20 protein-coding genes are annotated in these 17,167 nt (G+C 68.3%); 3 read left to right on the top strand and 17 right to left on the bottom strand.

Annotation, left to right across the window (positions count from 1 at the left end):
- Nucleotides 1–20: 20 nt before the first annotated feature.
- From ACFWH5_RS08020 to ACFWH5_RS08000, 5 genes are all read right to left on the bottom strand, one after another.
- Complete coding sequence (locus ACFWH5_RS08020; protein ID WP_378833776.1) at nt 21–464, bottom strand: hypothetical protein; 444 nt, start codon at nt 462–464, stop codon at nt 21–23.
- Nucleotides 461–1,207, bottom strand: a complete 747-nt coding sequence (gene dapB, locus ACFWH5_RS08015; RefSeq protein WP_378833774.1) for a 4-hydroxy-tetrahydrodipicolinate reductase — start codon at nt 1,205–1,207, stop codon at nt 461–463. Before dapB ends, ACFWH5_RS08020 begins: the two co-directional genes overlap by 4 nt.
- A gap of 49 nt (nt 1,208–1,256) precedes the next feature.
- Nucleotides 1,257–1,859: a histidine phosphatase family protein gene (locus ACFWH5_RS08010; protein WP_378833772.1), complete on the bottom strand. Its 603-nt coding sequence runs from the start codon at nt 1,857–1,859 to the stop codon at nt 1,257–1,259.
- A 110-nt stretch (nt 1,860–1,969) separates the two neighbouring features.
- The gene (locus ACFWH5_RS08005; RefSeq protein ID WP_378833770.1) at nt 1,970–2,995 is read right to left on the bottom strand and encodes an aldo/keto reductase; all 1,026 of its coding nucleotides are present in this window, start codon (nt 2,993–2,995) and stop codon (nt 1,970–1,972) included.
- A 215-nt stretch (nt 2,996–3,210) separates the two neighbouring features.
- A complete protein-coding gene (locus tag ACFWH5_RS08000) occupies nt 3,211–5,490 on the bottom strand; it encodes a polyribonucleotide nucleotidyltransferase (RefSeq protein WP_378833768.1) in 2,280 nt (759 codons plus the stop codon).
- A 359-nt stretch (nt 5,491–5,849) separates the two neighbouring features.
- Between ACFWH5_RS08000 and ACFWH5_RS07995 the strand changes: the two genes are divergently transcribed.
- Nucleotides 5,850–6,023: a DUF5302 domain-containing protein gene (locus tag ACFWH5_RS07995; RefSeq protein ID WP_309129299.1), complete on the top strand. Its 174-nt coding sequence runs from the start codon at nt 5,850–5,852 to the stop codon at nt 6,021–6,023.
- 69 nt (nt 6,024–6,092) lie between these two features.
- On the opposite strand, the gene ACFWH5_RS07990 is transcribed toward ACFWH5_RS07995, so the two are convergent.
- From ACFWH5_RS07990 to ACFWH5_RS07980, 3 genes are read right to left on the bottom strand one after another with little or no spacing between them, the layout of a single operon-like run.
- Nucleotides 6,093–6,893: an SDR family oxidoreductase gene (locus ACFWH5_RS07990; protein WP_378833766.1), complete on the bottom strand. Its 801-nt coding sequence runs from the start codon at nt 6,891–6,893 to the stop codon at nt 6,093–6,095.
- 10 nt (nt 6,894–6,903) lie between these two features.
- Nucleotides 6,904–7,548 carry an FMN reductase gene (locus ACFWH5_RS07985; protein WP_378833764.1) on the bottom strand — a complete coding sequence of 215 codons (645 nt, stop codon included), beginning with the start codon at nt 7,546–7,548 and terminating at the stop codon, nt 6,904–6,906.
- Between the two features lies 1 nt (nt 7,549).
- The gene (locus tag ACFWH5_RS07980; protein WP_378833762.1) at nt 7,550–8,767 is read right to left on the bottom strand and encodes an LLM class flavin-dependent oxidoreductase; all 1,218 of its coding nucleotides are present in this window, start codon (nt 8,765–8,767) and stop codon (nt 7,550–7,552) included.
- Nucleotides 8,768–8,864: 97 nt separating this feature from the next.
- Between ACFWH5_RS07980 and ACFWH5_RS07975 the strand changes: the two genes are divergently transcribed.
- Entirely contained in the window at nt 8,865–9,995 is a 1,131-nt protein-coding gene (locus ACFWH5_RS07975; protein ID WP_378833760.1) for an acyltransferase family protein, read from the top strand.
- A 29-nt stretch (nt 9,996–10,024) separates the two neighbouring features.
- On the opposite strand, the gene ACFWH5_RS07970 is transcribed toward ACFWH5_RS07975, so the two are convergent.
- From ACFWH5_RS07970 to rpsO, 4 genes are all read right to left on the bottom strand, one after another.
- Nucleotides 10,025–10,363, bottom strand: a complete 339-nt coding sequence (locus tag ACFWH5_RS07970; protein ID WP_378833758.1) for a transcriptional regulator — start codon at nt 10,361–10,363, stop codon at nt 10,025–10,027.
- A complete protein-coding gene (locus ACFWH5_RS07965; protein WP_378833756.1) occupies nt 10,356–10,982 on the bottom strand; it encodes a hypothetical protein in 627 nt (208 codons plus the stop codon). Before ACFWH5_RS07965 ends, ACFWH5_RS07970 begins: the two co-directional genes overlap by 8 nt.
- Complete coding sequence (locus tag ACFWH5_RS07960) at nt 10,967–11,212, bottom strand: hypothetical protein (RefSeq protein ID WP_378833754.1); 246 nt, start codon at nt 11,210–11,212, stop codon at nt 10,967–10,969. Before ACFWH5_RS07960 ends, ACFWH5_RS07965 begins: the two co-directional genes overlap by 16 nt.
- 158 nt (nt 11,213–11,370) lie before the next feature.
- Nucleotides 11,371–11,640 (bottom strand): 30S ribosomal protein S15, encoded by a 270-nt coding sequence (rpsO, locus tag ACFWH5_RS07955; protein WP_144795440.1) that lies wholly within the window; start codon nt 11,638–11,640, stop codon nt 11,371–11,373.
- Nucleotides 11,641–11,799: 159 nt separating this feature from the next.
- Here rpsO and ACFWH5_RS07950 point away from each other — a divergent pair, with 159 nt between their 5' ends.
- Complete coding sequence (locus ACFWH5_RS07950) at nt 11,800–13,092, top strand: MFS transporter (RefSeq protein WP_378833751.1); 1,293 nt, start codon at nt 11,800–11,802, stop codon at nt 13,090–13,092.
- Nucleotides 13,093–13,122: 30 nt separating this feature from the next.
- On the opposite strand, the gene ACFWH5_RS07945 is transcribed toward ACFWH5_RS07950, so the two are convergent.
- The 5 genes from ACFWH5_RS07945 to ACFWH5_RS07925 form a co-directional block, all read right to left on the bottom strand.
- Nucleotides 13,123–13,671 carry a YceI family protein gene (locus ACFWH5_RS07945; protein WP_378833748.1) on the bottom strand — a complete coding sequence of 183 codons (549 nt, stop codon included), beginning with the start codon at nt 13,669–13,671 and terminating at the stop codon, nt 13,123–13,125.
- A 146-nt stretch (nt 13,672–13,817) separates the two neighbouring features.
- A complete protein-coding gene (locus tag ACFWH5_RS07940; RefSeq protein ID WP_378833747.1) occupies nt 13,818–14,186 on the bottom strand; it encodes an FKBP-type peptidyl-prolyl cis-trans isomerase in 369 nt (122 codons plus the stop codon).
- Between the two features lie 61 nt (nt 14,187–14,247).
- Entirely contained in the window at nt 14,248–15,063 is an 816-nt protein-coding gene (locus ACFWH5_RS07935; RefSeq protein WP_378833746.1) for an ABC transporter permease, read from the bottom strand.
- Between the two features lie 7 nt (nt 15,064–15,070).
- Nucleotides 15,071–15,898 carry an ABC transporter permease gene (locus ACFWH5_RS07930; RefSeq protein WP_378833743.1) on the bottom strand — a complete coding sequence of 276 codons (828 nt, stop codon included), beginning with the start codon at nt 15,896–15,898 and terminating at the stop codon, nt 15,071–15,073.
- Nucleotides 15,899–15,968: 70 nt separating this feature from the next.
- The gene (locus ACFWH5_RS07925; protein WP_378833740.1) at nt 15,969–17,156 is read right to left on the bottom strand and encodes an extracellular solute-binding protein; all 1,188 of its coding nucleotides are present in this window, start codon (nt 17,154–17,156) and stop codon (nt 15,969–15,971) included.
- Nucleotides 17,157–17,167: the final 11 nt, after the last annotated feature.

The following is a 17,167-nucleotide window of genomic DNA, read 5'->3' as shown; positions in this document are numbered from 1 at the left end:
GCCTCGCCTCGCGAAGGACGTCAGGGCCGCGTTCGCGACAGCACGATCGCTGCGCGGATGCTGGACCTGGCGTCCTTTCGTCGTCCGGCGGCGTCCTGCACGACGCCGAGACGGTAGCGTGCTCTCCAGTCATCCGGCGAAGCCTCGACCTGCGACGAGTACTGGGCGATCATCGCGTCGGCGTCCTCGCGCCGCAGCCGACCGCTCGGCGTCAGCTCGGCGGGCGCTTCAGGCATGCCGCCTTCGGCGTCGAGCGCGCGGCCGAGGCGATCGGCCGCGAAGCCGAACTGCATCTCTCGGATCAGCGCCCAGGCGCCCAGCGGTGCGATGACGATCAGGGCGACGCCCATGCCGATGGCGGCCGGCGTGCCCACGGCCAGGAACATCACGGCCAGCCACACCGCCGTCGCGATGTACAGCAGAAGCGCGCCGCCCATCACGGCGACCCCGATCCGCGACGTCACGAGCGCGGCCGGATGCCGAGATCGATGATGTTCTCCAGCCCCGCCACGACACCGCGCGCGTCACGCGCGTACGGCAGGGCGAGACGGATGCCCGGCGCGTAGGCGGCACCGGGATCGACGGTGTCGTGCACGAGAGACAGGGACTCCCCCGCTCCGGACAGGATGACCTCCTGCTTGGCGATGACCCCGGGGCGCCGCAGCGAATGCACGGGTATGCCCGCCACCTGCTGGCCGCGGGCGCGCTGATCCACGTGCGGCGCGCTCACCGGCCCCTGCTCCGTCCGTGCGGTGGCCATGAGCTCCGCGGTGCGCACCGCCGTGCCACTGGGCGAGTCGATCTTGGTGTCGCGGTGCGCCTCGACGACCTCTGCGCTGGCGAAGAACGGTGCGGCGACGGCGGCCAGCACAGTGCCCAGCGCCGAACCGAGCGAGAAGTTGGGCACGAAGACGACGCCGGTTCCCGCCTCCTCGACCAGCGGGCGCACCAGCGCGATGCGCTCCTGCGACCAGCCCGACGTTCCCACGAGAACGTTGATGCCCCGCTCGGTCGCTTCCCGCACGACCTCGACGCTGACGGCGGGCGTGGAGGCATCGACCACAAGGTCCGCGCCGTCGAGCTCGGACAGTTCGCTCGAGGAACCCAGCACGCGGTGGATCTCGAAGCCCTCGAGCTCGTCGATCACCGTGCGGATGACGCGACCGAGCTTGCCGTTGCCGCCGACGAGGGCTATCTGAGTGGACATGGATCCAGTCTAGATTCGCGTGCGCGGGAGGCGTGCACGCGCGACCCGATCAGACCGAGAGGTAGTCGGGCAACCCCGTGCGCAGCTCCATCGGCAGGTGACCGAGGTCGTTGTGCGCGAGCAGCGACCAGGGACGTCCCTGCTTCTGGGCGATGACCGTGAGGCCGCAGTGCGCCTGATTCAGCGTCATCCAGCGCCACTCCGGCGCTCCGAGCACTTCGCGCACGAACCAGCTGATCACGAAGTTGTGCGTGATCAGCACTTCATGCACATCGCCGTTGCGCCGGCGGAGGAACTCCCCCACCGCATCCGACATCTGCGCGCCTCCCGCTTCGATCTCGGCCTCGGTGACCGAGCCGAAGAACGGCTCGAAGGCGAGCGGCGTGTCATCGGTCATCCCCGTCGGGACGCAGTCGAACAGCAGCGCGGACGGCACGGGATCGACGGACGGCAGCCGCGCGGCGACCGCCCGTGCGGTCTCGGCGGCGCGCAGCAGCGGCGAATGCCATACCGCGTCGAGCGGAAGGCCCGACAGCCGGTCGGCGATCAGCTCGGCCTGCCGTTGTCCCCGCGGCGAGAGGGGTCCGTCGTCGACGCCGTGCTCGGCATCCTGATGTTCACCGTGTCTGACCAGATATATGTAGTGCGTCACAACCCTGCTCGCTTCATCGCCGCCGCCTGGGCGCTTCCTCCAGCTTAGGTCACCGCTCCGACACGCAGGCGCGGGAGTCACCGTGTGACCGACGGGATGCGCGGCCGGCGTCAGTCGCCGGCGCGCGTGAGCTCGGCGATGTGGGCACGCGAGAGGGAGACGCCGGCACCCTGCATGAGCTCTTCGACGTGGTGCGCCGCGAAGACGTTGACGATCGGCGCGACGACGGTGCGCTGCGCCAGCAGCCAGCCGATCGACACCGCCGCGACGGGCACCCCCAGCTCGCTCGCGATCGCGTCGAGCGCGCGGAGGACGCGGATGCCGCGGCGATTGAGGTGGCTGCGCAGCTGTTGACCGCGCACACCGGACATCTGCGACTTGCTGCGGTGCTGTCCCGACAGGAAACCGTGCTCGAGCGCGTGAGACGGCGTGGTGGCCAGGCTCTGCGCACCGGCGACCAGTCGCAGATCACCCTCGAACCCTCCGCGGCGGAGCAGGTTGTAGGGCTCGTCGAGCGCCTCGATGCGGGGATACCCCGCGGCCGCGAGAATGCGGGCCTCGACCAGCCGCTCCGCCGTGAAGCCGAACGCTCCGACCGACGTGATCTTGCCGGCGCCGCGCAGCCACTCCACCGTCGCGAGCGTGTCTTCGAGGTTGCTGCCGCTGTCGAGCGACGCGTCCAGGTACAGCACATCGATGTGCTCGACGTCCAGCCGCGTGAGGGTCCCCTCCACCGCGCGCACCAGGTTCACCGAGCCGAGGCCGGGGTTGTCGGCGTGCGCGCCTACTCGAGCGCTCAGCACGACACGGTCGGGTTCGCCGCGCGAGCGCAGCCACTGGCCGACGATGTACTCGCTCCGACCGCCCGAGAAGCCGTCGGCCGTGTGCACCGCATTGCCGCCGTACTCGACGTACCGGTCCAGGATGCCGTGCGCGGTCTCGAGATCGACGTTCCAGCCGAATTCCGCAGCGCCCAGCATCAGCGGGAAGACGGAGTGCCCCGACTCGCCGAGCGGGACCCTGATCGCTTCGCCGACGCCGGGACCCACGATGGGGATGGGTGCCGACGGGTGGGCGTCGAGGGTCTCGGAAGGGCGCGACGAGTCGGTCGTCGTGCCAACGCCGAAAAGACGCATCGTCTCACCCCCGCGGATCATCGGATCCGTGCCACCACGCACTCCCCGGTGCGTACTTCGAGGGTAAGCGACGGCCGGGGACGATTCGGACGCCACGGGCGAACTCGCCGCGAACTCCGCATAACGGTTTGGTCACATCGGATACGACCGAGCCCGGGGCCGCGTGCGCGGTCCCGGGCTCGGTACCGGATGCCGGTCACCCGGCATCCGGGAGATCAGGCCTCGGTGGCGTCCTCGGTCGCCTCGGCCCCGGACTCCGCCGGAGCGTCGTCGAGAACGGGCTCGAGCGACAGCTTGCCGCGGTCATCGATCTTGGTGATCTTCACGAGCAGCTTCTGACCGACCGAGAGGACGTCGTCGACGTTCTCGACGCGCTTGCCACCGGCGAGCTTGCGCACCTCGGTGACGTGCAGCAGACCGTCCTTGCCGGGCAGCAGCGAGATGAAGGCGCCGAAGGTGGCGATCTTCACGACCGTGCCCAGGAACTGCTCGCCGACCTCGGGGTTGGTCGGGTTGGCGATCGCATTCACCTGAGCGCGCGCGGCCTCGGCCGACGGACCATCGGTGGCGCCGATGTAGACGGTGCCGTCCTCCTCGATGGAGATCTGCGCGCCGGTCTCGTCCTGGATCGCGTTGATCGTCTTGCCCTTCGGGCCGATCAGCTCGCCGATCTTGTCGACCGGGATCTGCACGCTGATCACGCGCGGAGCGGTCGGCGCCATCTCGTCGGGAGTGTCGATCGCCGCGTTCAGCACGTTCAGGATGGTGAGGCGCGCGTCGCGAGCCTGGGTCAGCGCACCGGCGAGCACCGACGACGGGATGCCGTCGAGCTTGGTGTCCAGCTGGATCGCGGTGACGAACTCGCTGGTGCCGGCGACCTTGAAGTCCATGTCGCCCAGGGCGTCCTCGGCGCCGAGGATGTCGGTGAGTGCCGCATAGCGGGTCTCACCGTCGACCTCGTCGGACACCAGGCCCATGGCGATGCCGGCGACCGCTGCGCGCAGCGGCACACCGGCGTTCAGCAGCGACAGCGTCGAGGCGCAGACGGAACCCATCGAAGTCGAGCCGTTCGAGCCGAGCGCCTCGGAGACCTGGCGGATCGCGTAGGGGAACTCCTCGCGGGTGGGCAGCACCGGCACGAGCGCGCGCTCGGCGAGGAAGCCGTGCCCGATCTCGCGACGCTTCGGCGACCCGACGCGGCCGGTCTCACCGGTCGAGTAGGGCGGGAAGTTGTAGTGGTGCATGTACCGCTTGCTGGTCGTGGGCGACAGCGAGTCGATCTGCTGCTCCATCTTGAGCATGTTCAGCGTGGTGACGCCCATGATCTGGGTCTCACCGCGCTGGAAGATCGCGGAGCCGTGCACGCGCGGGATGACCTGCACCTCGGCGTCGAGCGGACGGATGTCGGCGAGGCCGCGGCCGTCGATGCGCACGCCGTCGGTGAGGATGCGCCCGCGGACGATCTTCTTGGTGACGGACTTGTAGGCCGCGCTGAACTCGAGCGGAGCGGCGGCCGGCAGGTCGCCCGCCTCGGTGGCCTCGATGAGCTCGGCCTTGACGCGGTCCTTGATCGCGTCGTCGGCGTTCTGCCGCTCCTGCTTGTCGGCGATCTGGTACACCCCGACGAGCTCGTCGTGCGCACGCTCGGCGACGAAGCCGTAGACCTCTTCGCTGTACGGCAGGAAGACCGGGTAGACGCCCGGCTCCTTCGACGCCTGCGCGGCGAGCTCGGCCTGAGCCTTGACCAGCTGGGCGATGAAGGGCTTCGCGGCCTCGAGGCCCTGCGCGACGACCTCTTCGTTCGGCTTCGTGGCGCCGGCCTTGATGAGGTTCCAGCTGCCTTCGGTCGCCTCGGCCTCGACCATCATGATGGCGACGTCCTCGGTGCCGTCGGCCTTGGTGACCACGCGGCCCGCGACGACGAGGTCGAAGACGGCCTGCTCGACCTGCTCCGCGTTCGGGAACGCGACCCACTGGTCGGTGTGCTCGCCGTGACCGGGGATGAACGCGAGGCGCACACCGGCCACGGGACCGGAGAACGGCAGACCCGAGATCTGGGTCGAGGCGGATGCCGCGTTGATGGCCAGCGCGTCGTAGTACTCACCCGGGGCGATCGACAGCACGGTGATGACGATCTGGACCTCGTTGCGCAGTCCGTCGACGAACGACGGTCGCAGCGGGCGGTCGATCAGACGGCAGACCAGGATCGCCTCGGTGGAGGGGCGTCCCTCGCGCCGGAAGAACGAGCCGGGGATCTTGCCGGCGGCGTAGGAGCGCTCCTCGACGTCGACCGTCAGCGGGAAGAAGTCGAACCCTTCGCGCGGGTGCTTGCCTGCGCTGGTGGCCGAGAGGAGCATGGTCTCGTCGTCGAGGTAGGCGGCGACGGCGCCCTGAGCCTGCTGCGCGAGGCGGCCGGTCTCGAAGCGGATGGTGCGGGTGCCGAAGCGGCCGTTGTCGAGAACGGCCTCGGTGGCGGTGATTTCAGGACCTTCCAAGAGGTCTCTCCTTCTTTGTTTAGGCTCGCGCGCCCGTGTGGCGCGCGAGTTCTCGCGAAGGAGCGGATGCGGGCAGATATAAGCGCGCGGGCAGCCCCGCGAATCTCGCCTGCGCTGGCCACCAGTAGAAGATCACCCGGCGCCGTGTGCGACGAGGAACCCACCACAGGGGACCAGCTTCTCAGCCGACCGCTCCGTGTGAAGCCTGTATGCAGTTTCTTCGGATGCCACAGGCAACCGCATCCAGCCTAGCAGTGTGCGTCACCCCGCTTCGCCGCCCTCGATGCCCACCGTGCCGCGCGCAGCGGGGAGGCCGCAGTCTGGCGGACAGGTCGCGGATCCGGGCTAGGCTGTCGGCCATGAGCGAAGACAAAGCGGTCTCATCCGAGGAGATCAAGCGGAAGTTCAAGGAAGCGCTCGACAGGAAGAACGCACGGCAGCACGGCGGGGAGGCGCACCTCGACGGCGACTCCCCCGTCCACGCCGCGCCCGCTCCGCAGCTCAAGCGCGAGTTCCGCCGCAAGAGCGGCTGAGGACACTATCGGCGGGGGCCGAGGCGACTCGGCCCCCGCCCCAGTTCCGCCGCGTCCGCGAGTGACGCGTCACGCCTGACGCTGGCGCTCGAGCCATCCGGCGAACGTCCCTGTGGCACGGTCCGCATCAGGACCCGGCAACATCGATCCGTCGCGCAGGGCGCGGCCGAACGCACCAGGCAGCGCGATGCGCGGCATCCATGCGCGACGGCCGGTGTGACGCGCCCACGCGCGCATCATCTCGGCCAGGTCCTCCTCCTCCGGTCCCGCGAGGTCACGGGCCCTGCCCTGTGCGGGCTGCTCTGCGAGGGAGATCAGTCGCTCCGCCACCTCGCTCACGTCGACCGGCTGGGTGCGCATCCGCACAGCGGGATGCACCGGCCCGATCCCCGTCTGGGCGAACATCTGTGCGGCGAAGTCGTGGAACTGCGTGACGCGCTGGATCGTCCAGGGCACGCTTCCGTCCGCGACGGCCCGCTCCTGATGCAGCTTCGCGCCGTAGTATCCGTGCGGAGCGCGATCAACACCCACGATCGACAGCACGAGGTGGTGCGGCACGCCGGCGCGCTGTTCCGCCTCGAGCAGTCGGCCGGACGTCGATCGGAAGAACTCCCCCGCTCTGCGCGCGCTGGATGTCTGCACGTTCAGGACATCGATCACGGCGTCCGCGCCGCGCAGAACGCCCTCCAGCCCCACCCCTGTGCGCACGTCGACGCCGTGGCCGCGGGCGATCACCCGCGTCGCGTGGCCCCTGCGCTGCGCCGCCGCCACCACGGCGCCGCCGACCGTTCCCGTCCCGCCCGCGATCGCGAAGTCCATCTCCCCACGGTAGAGCTTGGAGGCCGCGATGCGCACGGCATCGGCCTCCATCGGCGCACGGTCACTCTCCGGCGAGGCCCCCCAGGAGATGCCCGAACGACTTGCCCTTACCGAGATACGTATCGGGGTCGAACGGGTCGGCATCCGAGACCGCCTCGCGGCGGGCGACCGCCTCCGCGAGTTCGCGGGCGCCGCGCTCCACCCTGACACTCAGAGGTGCGACCTCGTCGGCGTTGGCGCCCCAATCGCTGGACGCGGCGAAGACCCCGGTCGAGACCGGCTCGGCGTGCAGGTACGTGAACAGCGGCCGGATCGCGTAGTCGATGGCGAGCGAATGCCGCGCCGTGCCGGCGTTCGCACCGATCAGCACCGGCTTGCCGGTGAGGGCGTCGGGATCGAGCACGTCGATGAACGACTTGAACAGCCCCGAGTAACTGGTCGAGAAGATCGGGGTGACGGCGATGATCGCGTCCGCCGAGACGACCCGGTTGATCGCCTCCTCCAGGGGTGCCGGCGCGAATCCGGTGAGCAGGTTGTTGGTGATGTCGTGTGCCAGGTCGCGCAGCTCGATCACGTCGACCTGCACGTCGATCCCGCGCTCACGCAAGGCCTTCGCGGTCTCGGCGACCAGTCGATCGGCCAGCATCCTCGTCGACGACGGGTTCGACAGCCCGGCGGAGATCGCCGCGATGCGCCGCTCGCTCATCTCAGGCGTCCTTTCGGCTCAGCCCGAAGGCCGCACCGGCGGGCGCCGGAGCATCCTGATACGGCGAGCCCGCGGTCAGGTTGTCACCCCGGTTCGCACCGGGGCGCGCCTCGCGCGACGGACCGTCTCCATAGACCGCCTTCACGCGCGCGGCATGCGTCGGACCGTCGGGGGCGGAGGCGGGGCGGTTCTTCGCGAGCTCCTTGCGCAGCACCGGCACGACCTCGCCGCCGAGGATGTCGAGCTGCTCGAGCACGGTCTTCAGCGGAAGACCGGCGTGGTCGATGAGGAACAGCTGGCGCTGGAAGTCGCCGAAGGTGTCGCGCATGGCCGCGTAGCGATCAATGACCTGCTGCGGCGAGCCGACGGTCAGCGGAGTCATCTCGGTGAAGTCCTCCATGCTCGGCCCGTGGCCGTAGACCGGGGCGTTGTCGAAGTAGGGGCGGAACTGCCTGACCGCGTCCTGCGAGTTCGCGGCCATGAACACCTGGCCGCCGATGCCGACGATCGCCTGCTCCGGAGTGCCGTGCCCGTAGTGCGCGAACCGCTGCCGGTACAGCTCGATGAGGCGCTGGTAGTGCTCCTTCGGCCAGAAGATGTTGTTCGCGAAGAAGCCGTCTCCGTAATACGCGGCCTGCTCGGCGATCTCCGGAGTGCGGATCGATCCGTGCCAGACGAAGGGCGCGACGCCGTCGAGCGGACGAGGAGTGGCCGTGAAGCCCTGCAGCGGGCTGCGGAACTTGCCCTCCCAGTCGACGACGTCCTCGGTCCACAGCTTGTGCAGCAGTGCGTAGTTCTCGATGGCGAGCGGCAGGCCCTGCCGGATGTCCTTGCCGAACCAGGGGTAGACGGGCCCGGTGTTGCCGCGACCGAGCATCAGATCCATGCGGCCGTTCGTGACGTGCTGCAGCATCGAGTACTCCTCGGCGATGCGCACCGGGTCGTTCGTGGTGATCAGGGTGGTCGAGGTGGAGACGATCAGGCGCTCTGTGCGGGCGGCGACATGGGCGAGGAACGTCGTCGGGCTCGACGACCAGAACGGCGGGTTGTGGTGCTCGCCGATCGCGAAGACGTCGAGTCCGACCTCCTCGGCGTGCTCGGCGATGGTCGCGGTCGCCTGGATGCGCTCACGCTCGCTCGGTGTGACTCCGGTCGTCGGGTCCTGCGTGATGTCGCTGACCGACATGATGCCGAACTGGATGGCGCTCTGCTCGTTCACTGTTCTCTCCACTCGGGTGCCTTGCGGCATCTATTCAGATGAATGTATCGAGTACAACATGTGGGTGGCAACAATATTCCCGCAGTAGCCTCGAACGATGAGCAGCACCTCGGAGCAGCCGCCGCTGACGGCCGCCGGTTCGATCGCCCGCCCTCGGCGCCGTGTGCCGTTCTGGGACAACGCGCGCTTCGCGTGCATCGTGCTCGTCGTGCTCGGTCATGGAATCCAGCGTCTCACCTACGACTCCGACATCTCCTACGCGTTCTACCTGTGGATCTACGCGTTCCACATGCCTGCTTTCGCGATGATCTCCGGCTACTTCTCGAAGTCGGCGAGCCCCAACAGGCGGCAGATGTCGCGGGTCATCACCGACATCCTGGTGCCCTACTTCATCTTCGAGGCGCTGTGGGCCCTGACCAAGTGGCTCGTCGAGGGTCGCGCCGATCCGAACCTCACGCAGCCGTCGTGGACTCTGTGGTTCCTGCTCGCCCTGGGCATCTTCCGTCTCATCCTCCCCTACCTCGCCCTGCTGCGCTGGCCGCTGGCGTGGACCCTGGCCATCTCGATCGGCGTCGGCTATCTCTCCAACGTCGACAGCACCTTCTCGCTGTCGCGCACCCTCGGCCTGCTGTTCTTCTTCACCCTGGGCTGGTGGTTGCGCGAGCATGACATCGTGCGGCGTCTGCGTCTCATCGACTACCGGCCCTGGTGGCTGCGCGCCGCCGCGGCCGTCGTACTCGCCGGCTGGGCGTTCCTCTGCTGGGCGGGACTGTCCACCTGGGACGCGGTCGACCTGCGGCACTGGTTCTTCTATGAGGACTCGTACGCCGACCTGACCGGGACCCACCAGTGGTGGGCGGGTGCGGTCCGGCTCGCTGTGATCGCCCTTGCCCTGCTGCTGAGCGCCGCCTTCTTCGCGCTCCTGCCTCGCCGCAGCCAGTGGTGGACGACCCTCGGGCAGTACACGATGTACGTCTACCTGCTGCACTCCTTCGTGCTGTACCCGTTCCGGGAATCGGGCGTGCTGCGCGGTCTCGACCCGACGTGGATCTGGCTGCCGGTGGTCACCGCGCTCTCGGTGGCCACGGCGTTCGTCCTCGCGTCCAAGCCCGTGCGGCGCGTGTTCCGGCCCCTCATCGAACCGCGTCCGCGATGGATGTTCGCGGATGCCGAGCTGATCGCCACCGGCGACCACCGCAACGACCCGACGGGGTCCCGGCGCAGCTGACGGCGCGGGGCGGAATCTCGGGCGAGGGTTCAGGTCGACGCCGGACCCGCGCCGGCGCCGTACTCGACGATCGCGTGCAGAGCGTCGACGTGCGCCCGGAATGCGCGAACGCCCTGCGCGGTGCCGGTCACCCAGGTGCGCGGACGCGCGCCCGCCTGGCCCTTGCGGACTCTCACGTAGTCCGCCTGCTCGAGCGCGGAGATCGCCTTGCTCAGTGCCGAGTCGGAGACCTGCAGGATGCCGGCGAGCGTGGCGAAGTCGAGCTCGAGATCCTCACCGAGCGCGGCCATGAGCGAGAAGCGGATCGGACTCGCGAAGCGGTCGTCCAGACGCAGGCGCGGATGCGATGCACCGGAACGCTCAGTCACGGTCTCTTCCGCTCACCGCGGCGATCGCGAACACCAACGCGATGAGGACGCCGGCGACAGAGCCCGCGGACCAGAGGGGAAGATCTGTGAACCGGGCGAGGATCAGCAGGATCACGATGCTCGCGCTCGCAGCGGCGAAGGCGGTCCACAGGAGCGGCCCCCACGACAGGGCCACGCGGTTGCCGCCGGTGGCGATCGACACGGTGAGCCACACGGTGATCGCCAGCATCACGAGCAGCGTGACGACGGCCGCCAAGAGCTCATCCGTCGCTGTGACGCACACGGCCGTCGCAGCCAGCGCCGCGCCGATGCCGGCCGTGGTCAGGCGAGCGCCCAGGTCGAAGGGCTGGCGCGCCCTCTCGACGGGCTCAGACGTTGCCCGTCGCCACTCGTCCCACGACAGGGCGCCGAAGACCGCGAACGCGAGCGCTCCCGGCACCAGGCGCGCCGCGAGGGGGACGTCCACACCGACGACGAGCAGGGCGAGCGCGCCGACCATCACCGTCAGAATGAGCGCCACGACGGCGGTTCGGGCCCGCTGGTCCCGTCCGCGGCGCCGATAACCGTACTCGTCGTTCAGCGTGGCCGCGAGTTGCGTCCAGATCAGCAGCGGCGCCACGATGGCGATCGCGTCGCCGCGACCATCCGGGGGGGGAAGACGAGCATGAGCGCGGTGATGTAGACGCTGAGGCCGACGCCCTCGAAGAGCCGCAGGCGGGCGGCCGAGCGCCGATCGATGCGCTCTTCTCGCCACCGCACGACACGCACGGACTCGTCGAGGTATGCCTGCGCCGTGACCGCGGACGGCGGATCGAGCGGCGGAGTTCCCTGTTGGGGTCGTCGTTCCATGTTCCCCGTACTTTCCCTGTGGAAACCGATACTTCTTTCCTAAGGGAACCCGTGTGCCACGTCAAGCATCCGCCGCAAGAGCGCCCGGGAATGACGAAGGCCTCCCCACACCGTGGGGAGGCCTTCCAAGAACGTTTTGCGCGATTGAACGCTGGTCGCTATCGGCGCAGTCCGAGACGCTGGATCAGCGAGCGGTAACGCTCGATGTCCACGCTCTGGAGGTAACCGAGCAGACGACGACGCTGACCGACGAGCAGGAACAGCCCACGACGCGAGTGGTGGTCGTGCTTGTGCTCCTTGAGGTGCTCGGTGAGGTCCTTGATGCGCTGCGTCAGCATTGCGGCCTGCACCTCGGGGGATCCGGTGTCACCGGGGTGCGTCGCGTACTCTTCGATGATCGCCTTCTTGACGTCTGCTTCCAGTGCCATAGATTCGATCCCCTCTCTGCTTGTTGCGCGGTGCCCGACGCCGAATGCGCAGGCTCTCTTTATCCGCGGCCGATCAAACGGCAACCGAAACAGTCTACCAGGCGCTCGCGGATGCCGCCGACCGGCTGCGGTGCCTCGCGCACTCGATAACCTCGGTGAGTGCAGTTCTCCCGCGGTCACCTGATCGACATCTCCCCCTTGCGGTCGTCCCCTGCTTTCGCGCGGATGTGGATCGGCTCGTCCCTGGCGGGAATCGGTGGCCAGCTGACCATCGTGACCGTCATGCTCCATGTGTTCGAACTGACCGCGAGCACGTTCGCCGTGTCGATGATCGCGGTCGCCGGCCTCGTGCCGATGATCCTCGCCGGACTCTACGGTGGCATGCTCGCCGACGCGTTCGACCGTCGCAGGGTCGCGCTCATCGCGGCATCCGTCGCCTTCGCCTCCACCGCCCTGCTCGCCGCGCTCACCTGGACGCACACCGAGACCATCTGGTGGCTGTATGCGCTGAGCATGATCACGGCGGCCGCCAACTCCGTCGGCATGGCGACGCGCACCGCCATCGTGCCGCGGCTGATCAGCCGCGATCGGCTGGCGGCCGCCTCGGCGCTCAACGGCATCTCGTTCGGGCTGACCGTGATGGTGGGCCCCGCGGTGGCGGGCATGCTGGTCGCCCTCACCGGATTCGGCTGGACCTACACGATCGATGTCGTGCTCATGCTGTCGATGTTCCTCGGGCTGTGGACGCTTCCCGCGCTGCGGCCGGAGGGCGAGATCGTGCGCCCCGGTCTCGCCTCGCTCGTGGACGGATGGCGGTTCCTGCGGCGTGCGGGCAACATCCGCATGCAATACCTGATGGACATCGCCGCGATGACGTTCGGGCAGCCGCTCGCGCTCTTCCCCGCGCTCGGAACCGTCCTGCTCGGCGGCGGCGCCATCACCACCGGCATCCTCACCGCTGCGGTCGCCGTCGGCACCTTCACCTCGAGCCTGTTCTCGGGCCGCGTCGTGCAGTACCGGTGGCACGGCCGCGGCATCTCCCGTGCCGTGCAGGCGTACGGCGGAGCGATCGCGCTGTTCGGCGCCGTGCTGCTGGCGGGCGTGTACCTGCCGCCGGCGTCGGAAGGCTCGCCCAACCTGGCCCTGATCGTCCTCGCGTGCGTCGCGCTCGCCCTGTCCGGCGCCTGCGACAACATCAGCTCCATCTACCGCAACACGATGATGCAGGCCGCCGTACCGGATGCGATGCGGGGCCGGCTGCAGGGCGTGTTCATCATCGTCGTCGCCGGGGGTCCGCGTGTCGGCGCCCTCTACGCCGGGACGATCGCCACGTTGACGTCACTGTGGTTTCCGCCTCTGCTCGGGGGATTCCTGGTGATCGGCGTGGTCGCCGCCCTCGCACGGCTCACCCCGCGGTTCCACGCGTACGACGCAACGAACCCCGAGCCCTGACGGACCCGGGGTTCGGTGACGCCGACGCGATCAGACCTGCAGTGTCCCCTGCAGATCGAGGCTGATGGTGATCTCCTTGCCGACGAGCACCCCGCCGGTCTCGAGCGCGGCGTTCCAGGTGAGGCCGAAGTCCTCGCGGTTGATCACTGCCGTCGCCGAGGCGCCCGCCTTGTAGTTCCCGTAGGGATCCTGACCGAAGCCGCCGAAGTCGAACGCGAAGCTGACCGGCTTGGTGACGCCGCGGATGGTCAGGTCGCCGTCGACGAAAAAGTCGCCGTTCTCGCTGCGCGCGCTCGTGGAGACGAACGTCATGTCGGGGTGGTTCTCGACGTCGAAGAAGTCCGCGGAGCGCAGGTGGGCGTCGCGGTTGTCGTCGTTCGTGTCGATGGAGGTGACGTCCACCTTCGCCTCGACCTTGGCCTCGAGCGGGTTCTCCGGCGCGACGAGCGTCGCCTCCTTGATGCCGAAGGTGCCACGCACCTTCGAGATCATCATGTGGCGGACGCTGAAGGTGACCTCGCTGTGCGAGGGGTCCAGGACCCAGGTGCCGGGACGGTAGCCGGGGATCTCGATCGACATGTGTTTCTCCTCAGAACTCGGTGCGGCATCCTGCTGCACACAGAACCCCAACTTACATGCAGATGAATATATTCCCGGCGGGCGCGAAGAAGCCCCGCCCGCAGGGCGCGGGCGGGGCTCGGAGATGCTCTGCCGACGGGGCCGAGTCAGCCGACGGCGACCAGGTCGATGATGAAGATCAGGGTCTTGCCCGAGAGGAAGTGCCCGGCGCCGGCGGGCCCGTAGGCCAGGTGCGGCGGGATGACCAGCTCGCGGCGCCCGCCGACCTTCATGCCGGGGATGCCTTCCTGCCAGCCCTGGATGAGACCGCGCAGCGGGAACTGGATCGTCTCGCCTCGACCCCACGAGGAGTCGAACTCCTCGCCGGAATCGAACTCGACACCGGCGTAGTGCACGGTGACCGTGTCGCCGGGCTTCGCCTCGTCACCGTCTCCGGTGATGATGTCGCGGATGACGAGCTCTGCAGGTGCGGGGCCGGTCGGGGCGTCGAACTCAGGCTTCGTGCGTTCAGTCATGGGTACATCCAACCCGAGGTCATGCGCCACGGTCAACGCGCTCGCTCCGCTGAGGGCGAAATCACCCATCTCGCTCGGTGACGTCACGGGCGAGCCGCTGCGAGACCCAGACGGGTATGAACGAGGCGAGGATCACGATCGTGGCGACGACGTTCACGACGTTCGCCTCATTGGGCCTCGCCATCTGGTTCATGATCCACAGCGGCAGGGTGTCGACACCGGGAGGGGCGGTGAAGATCGTCACGTACACCTCGTCGAAACTCAGCGCGAACGCGAGGATCGCACCGGCGACGAGGGCGCTGCGGAACTGCGGGAAGGTGACCAGGCGGAACGTCTGCCAGGGTGTGGCCCCGAGATCCTTCGACGCCTCCTCGATGCTCGGGTTCAGCCGCCGCAGGCGGGCGAGCACGTTGTTGAAAACCATCACGATGCAGAACGTGCCGTGCGCGATGATCATGCCGTAGAACCCGACCTGGATGCCGATCGGCTCCAGCATCTGGTTGTAGGTGTTGTTCAGCGCCACACCGGTGACGATCCCCGGCAGGGCGATGGGCAGCACCACCAGCAGGTTCACCGCCCGCTGGCCGAAGAAGCGATGCCGCTGGAGCGCGAACGCCACCAGGGTGCCGAGCACGACGGCGATCACGGTGGCTCCGGCCGCCACCAGCACCGAGTTCAGCAGCGCATCGCGCACCGGGCGGCTCGTGAACGCCTTGCCCCACCATTCCAGCGAGAAGCCCGACACCGGCCAGCTCGCGATGCGGGCGGCGTTGAACGAGTTGAGCATCACCAGCATCAGCGGGATGTACATGAACGCGAGGATGACGACGACGATGACACCGAGGAGGATCTTCGCGGTGCGCGAGAGTCTCAGCATGATGCGCTCACATCCTTTCCAGGGCGCCGGTGCGCTGCACGCTCACCAGGTAGATCACGACGAACGCGATCGGCACTAGTGAGAACGCCGCCGCGAGCGGAGGGTTGAGGTTGATGTTCGAGGCGATCACGCTGCCGATCATCTGCGTGTCACCCCCGACGAACTTGGCCACGAGGTAGTCGCCGAGACTCAGTGAGAAGGTGAACACCGAGCCGGCGATGATCGCCGGCTTGATCAGAGGCAGCACGACCGAGCGGATCGTGCGCCAGGAACCGGCGCCGAGATCGGCCGAGGCGTCGAAGAGACTCGGCGGCAGCTGCCGGATCGCGGTGTACACCGGCACGGCCATGTAGGGCAGCCAGAGGTAGGTGAGCGTCAACACGACGGTGAACAGCGTGAAGCCGGGACCCTCGATGCCGAGCGGTGACAGCATCCAGTTGAAGAAGCCCTCCTGCGTGAAGGTGATGCGCATGGCGAGCACCTTCACCAGATACCCCGCCCACAGCGGAAGCGTAATGGACACGGCGAGGACCGCTCGAAGCCAGGGGGAGGCGACCTTCGCCATGAAGATGCCGAGCGGCACCGAGATGACGATCGCGAGCGCGGTCACCCCCAGGGCGATGCCGAGGGTGCGGAGGGACGTCGACAGGTACGCCGGGTTGGCGACGAGCTGCTCGAAGTTGCGCATCGTGAAACCGGGCTTCACCTTGGAGGTGAAGGGGTCGGTCACCCAGAACGCGGTGACCAGCAGCATCACGAGCGAGAAGATGTAGATCCCGATGAGCCAGGTCATCGGCAGGGCCAGCAGGCCCGCGATCCGTGCGCGGCGCTTCATGTCGATCCTGTCGTGGTCGATTCGAGTTCCGGGGCGAGGATGACGAGTCCTCGCCCCGGAACAGGTGGGATCAGCCCTTGACGGTCAGCCAGGCGTCGGTCCACTGCTGGAAGTTGGTGCAGGTGACGTCGGTGCGGCCGTCGATGCACTGCTCGATCGGGGTGGTCCAGAACCACACCTTCTTGAAGTACTCCTCGTTCGTGGCGTTGAAGTAGTCGCAGTGCGCCTTGGCCTCGTCGCTGGTCTCGCAGAACGCGGCGTTGGCCGGCGCCATGCCGAAGTTCATCGCGATCGCGCCGTTGACCTCGGGAGAGGAGGCGTAGTCCATCCACGCGTACGCGCAGTTCGGGTTCTGAGACTCCGCGGCCAGCATCCACGCGTCAGACCAGCCGGTCGACCCCTCCTCGGGCAGCACGCTCTTGAACTTGTCATCCTGCGTGAGCTTGCGCAGCACCTCCCACGAGGTGCCCAGCACCGTCGTGCCGCCGGCGAACGAGGTGACCTGCGCGGCGGGGTCGGACCAGTACTCCGAGACGATCTCGTTCTGCTGCTTGAGCAGGTCGATGGCCGCGTCGAGCTGCTTCTCGTCGAGTGCGTACGGGTTCTCGATTCCGAGCTCGGGTTCGTGAGCCATGAGGTAGACGGCGGCGTCCGCGATGTAGATGGGCGCGTCGTAGGCGATCACCTTGCCGGCGTGCGGGCTGTCCTTCTCCCAGGCGACGTCCCAGCTGGTGGGCTCCTCGGTGACGACCTCGCTGTTGTACTGCAGGATGTTCGCACCTCGCCCGATCGGGATGCCGTAGGACTGGCCGTTGATGGTGTCGTACAGCTGTCCCTTCATGCCCTCCACGATGTCGTCGCCGAAGTTCGGGATCAGATCGAGATTGAGCGGCTGCACGTCGCCGCCGGCGATCAGGCGCAGACTCGCGTCGCCGGAGGCGGAGACCAGGTCGTAGTCGCCGGTGCGCATCAGCTGGACCATCTCGTCGCTGGTTCCCGCGACACGGCGGTTGACGGTGCAGCCGGTCATCTCGGTGAACTCATCGCTCCACGCCGGCTCGACGAAGCCCGACCACGCGACGATGTTCACCTCCTTCTCGTTGTCGCCGAGCTCCTTCATCATGGGGATGTCGGGAACGTCGATCTGCAGCTGGCCGTCTCCGCCTCCGGCGGCCGGGGCATCGGCGCCGGAACAGGCGGAGAGGGTGAGTACGGCTGCCGCGGCCATCGCCGCGGTGGCCAGGATCTTCTTGCGCATGGGATCGCTCC

This window comes from Microbacterium sp. NPDC058345 (genome assembly GCF_042723855.1).
In the GTDB taxonomy this organism is placed as follows: domain Bacteria; phylum Actinomycetota; class Actinomycetes; order Actinomycetales; family Microbacteriaceae; genus Microbacterium.
Note: the sequence above shows the minus strand (reverse complement) of the source record. Positions and strands in the feature narration are given on the sequence as shown.

What these genes read in the sequence shown, in the direction of transcription:
- ACFWH5_RS07960 (WP_378833754.1), bottom strand. Translation starts at nt 11,212, where the DNA reads ATGGAACGACGACCCCAACAGGGAACTCCGCCGCTCGATCCGCCGTCC.
- ACFWH5_RS07940 (WP_378833747.1), bottom strand. Translation starts at nt 14,186, where the DNA reads ATGACTGAACGCACGAAGCCTGAGTTCGACGCCCCGACCGGCCCCGCA.
- ACFWH5_RS07935 (WP_378833746.1), bottom strand. Translation starts at nt 15,063, where the DNA reads ATGCTGAGACTCTCGCGCACCGCGAAGATCCTCCTCGGTGTCATCGTC.
- ACFWH5_RS07930 (WP_378833743.1), bottom strand. Translation starts at nt 15,898, where the DNA reads ATGAAGCGCCGCGCACGGATCGCGGGCCTGCTGGCCCTGCCGATGACC.
- ACFWH5_RS07985 (WP_378833764.1), bottom strand. Translation starts at nt 7,548, where the DNA reads ATGAGCGAGCGGCGCATCGCGGCGATCTCCGCCGGGCTGTCGAACCCG.
- ACFWH5_RS07990 (WP_378833766.1), bottom strand. Translation starts at nt 6,893, where the DNA reads ATGGAGGCCGATGCCGTGCGCATCGCGGCCTCCAAGCTCTACCGTGGG.
- ACFWH5_RS08005 (WP_378833770.1), bottom strand. Translation starts at nt 2,995, where the DNA reads ATGCGTCTTTTCGGCGTTGGCACGACGACCGACTCGTCGCGCCCTTCC.
- dapB (WP_378833774.1), bottom strand. Translation starts at nt 1,207, where the DNA reads ATGTCCACTCAGATAGCCCTCGTCGGCGGCAACGGCAAGCTCGGTCGC.
- rpsO (WP_144795440.1), bottom strand. Translation starts at nt 11,640, where the DNA reads ATGGCACTGGAAGCAGACGTCAAGAAGGCGATCATCGAAGAGTACGCG.
- ACFWH5_RS07975 (WP_378833760.1), top strand. Translation starts at nt 8,865, where the DNA reads ATGAGCAGCACCTCGGAGCAGCCGCCGCTGACGGCCGCCGGTTCGATC.
- ACFWH5_RS07995 (WP_309129299.1), top strand. Translation starts at nt 5,850, where the DNA reads ATGAGCGAAGACAAAGCGGTCTCATCCGAGGAGATCAAGCGGAAGTTC.
- ACFWH5_RS07925 (WP_378833740.1), bottom strand. Translation starts at nt 17,156, where the DNA reads ATGCGCAAGAAGATCCTGGCCACCGCGGCGATGGCCGCGGCAGCCGTA.
- ACFWH5_RS07945 (WP_378833748.1), bottom strand. Translation starts at nt 13,671, where the DNA reads ATGTCGATCGAGATCCCCGGCTACCGTCCCGGCACCTGGGTCCTGGAC.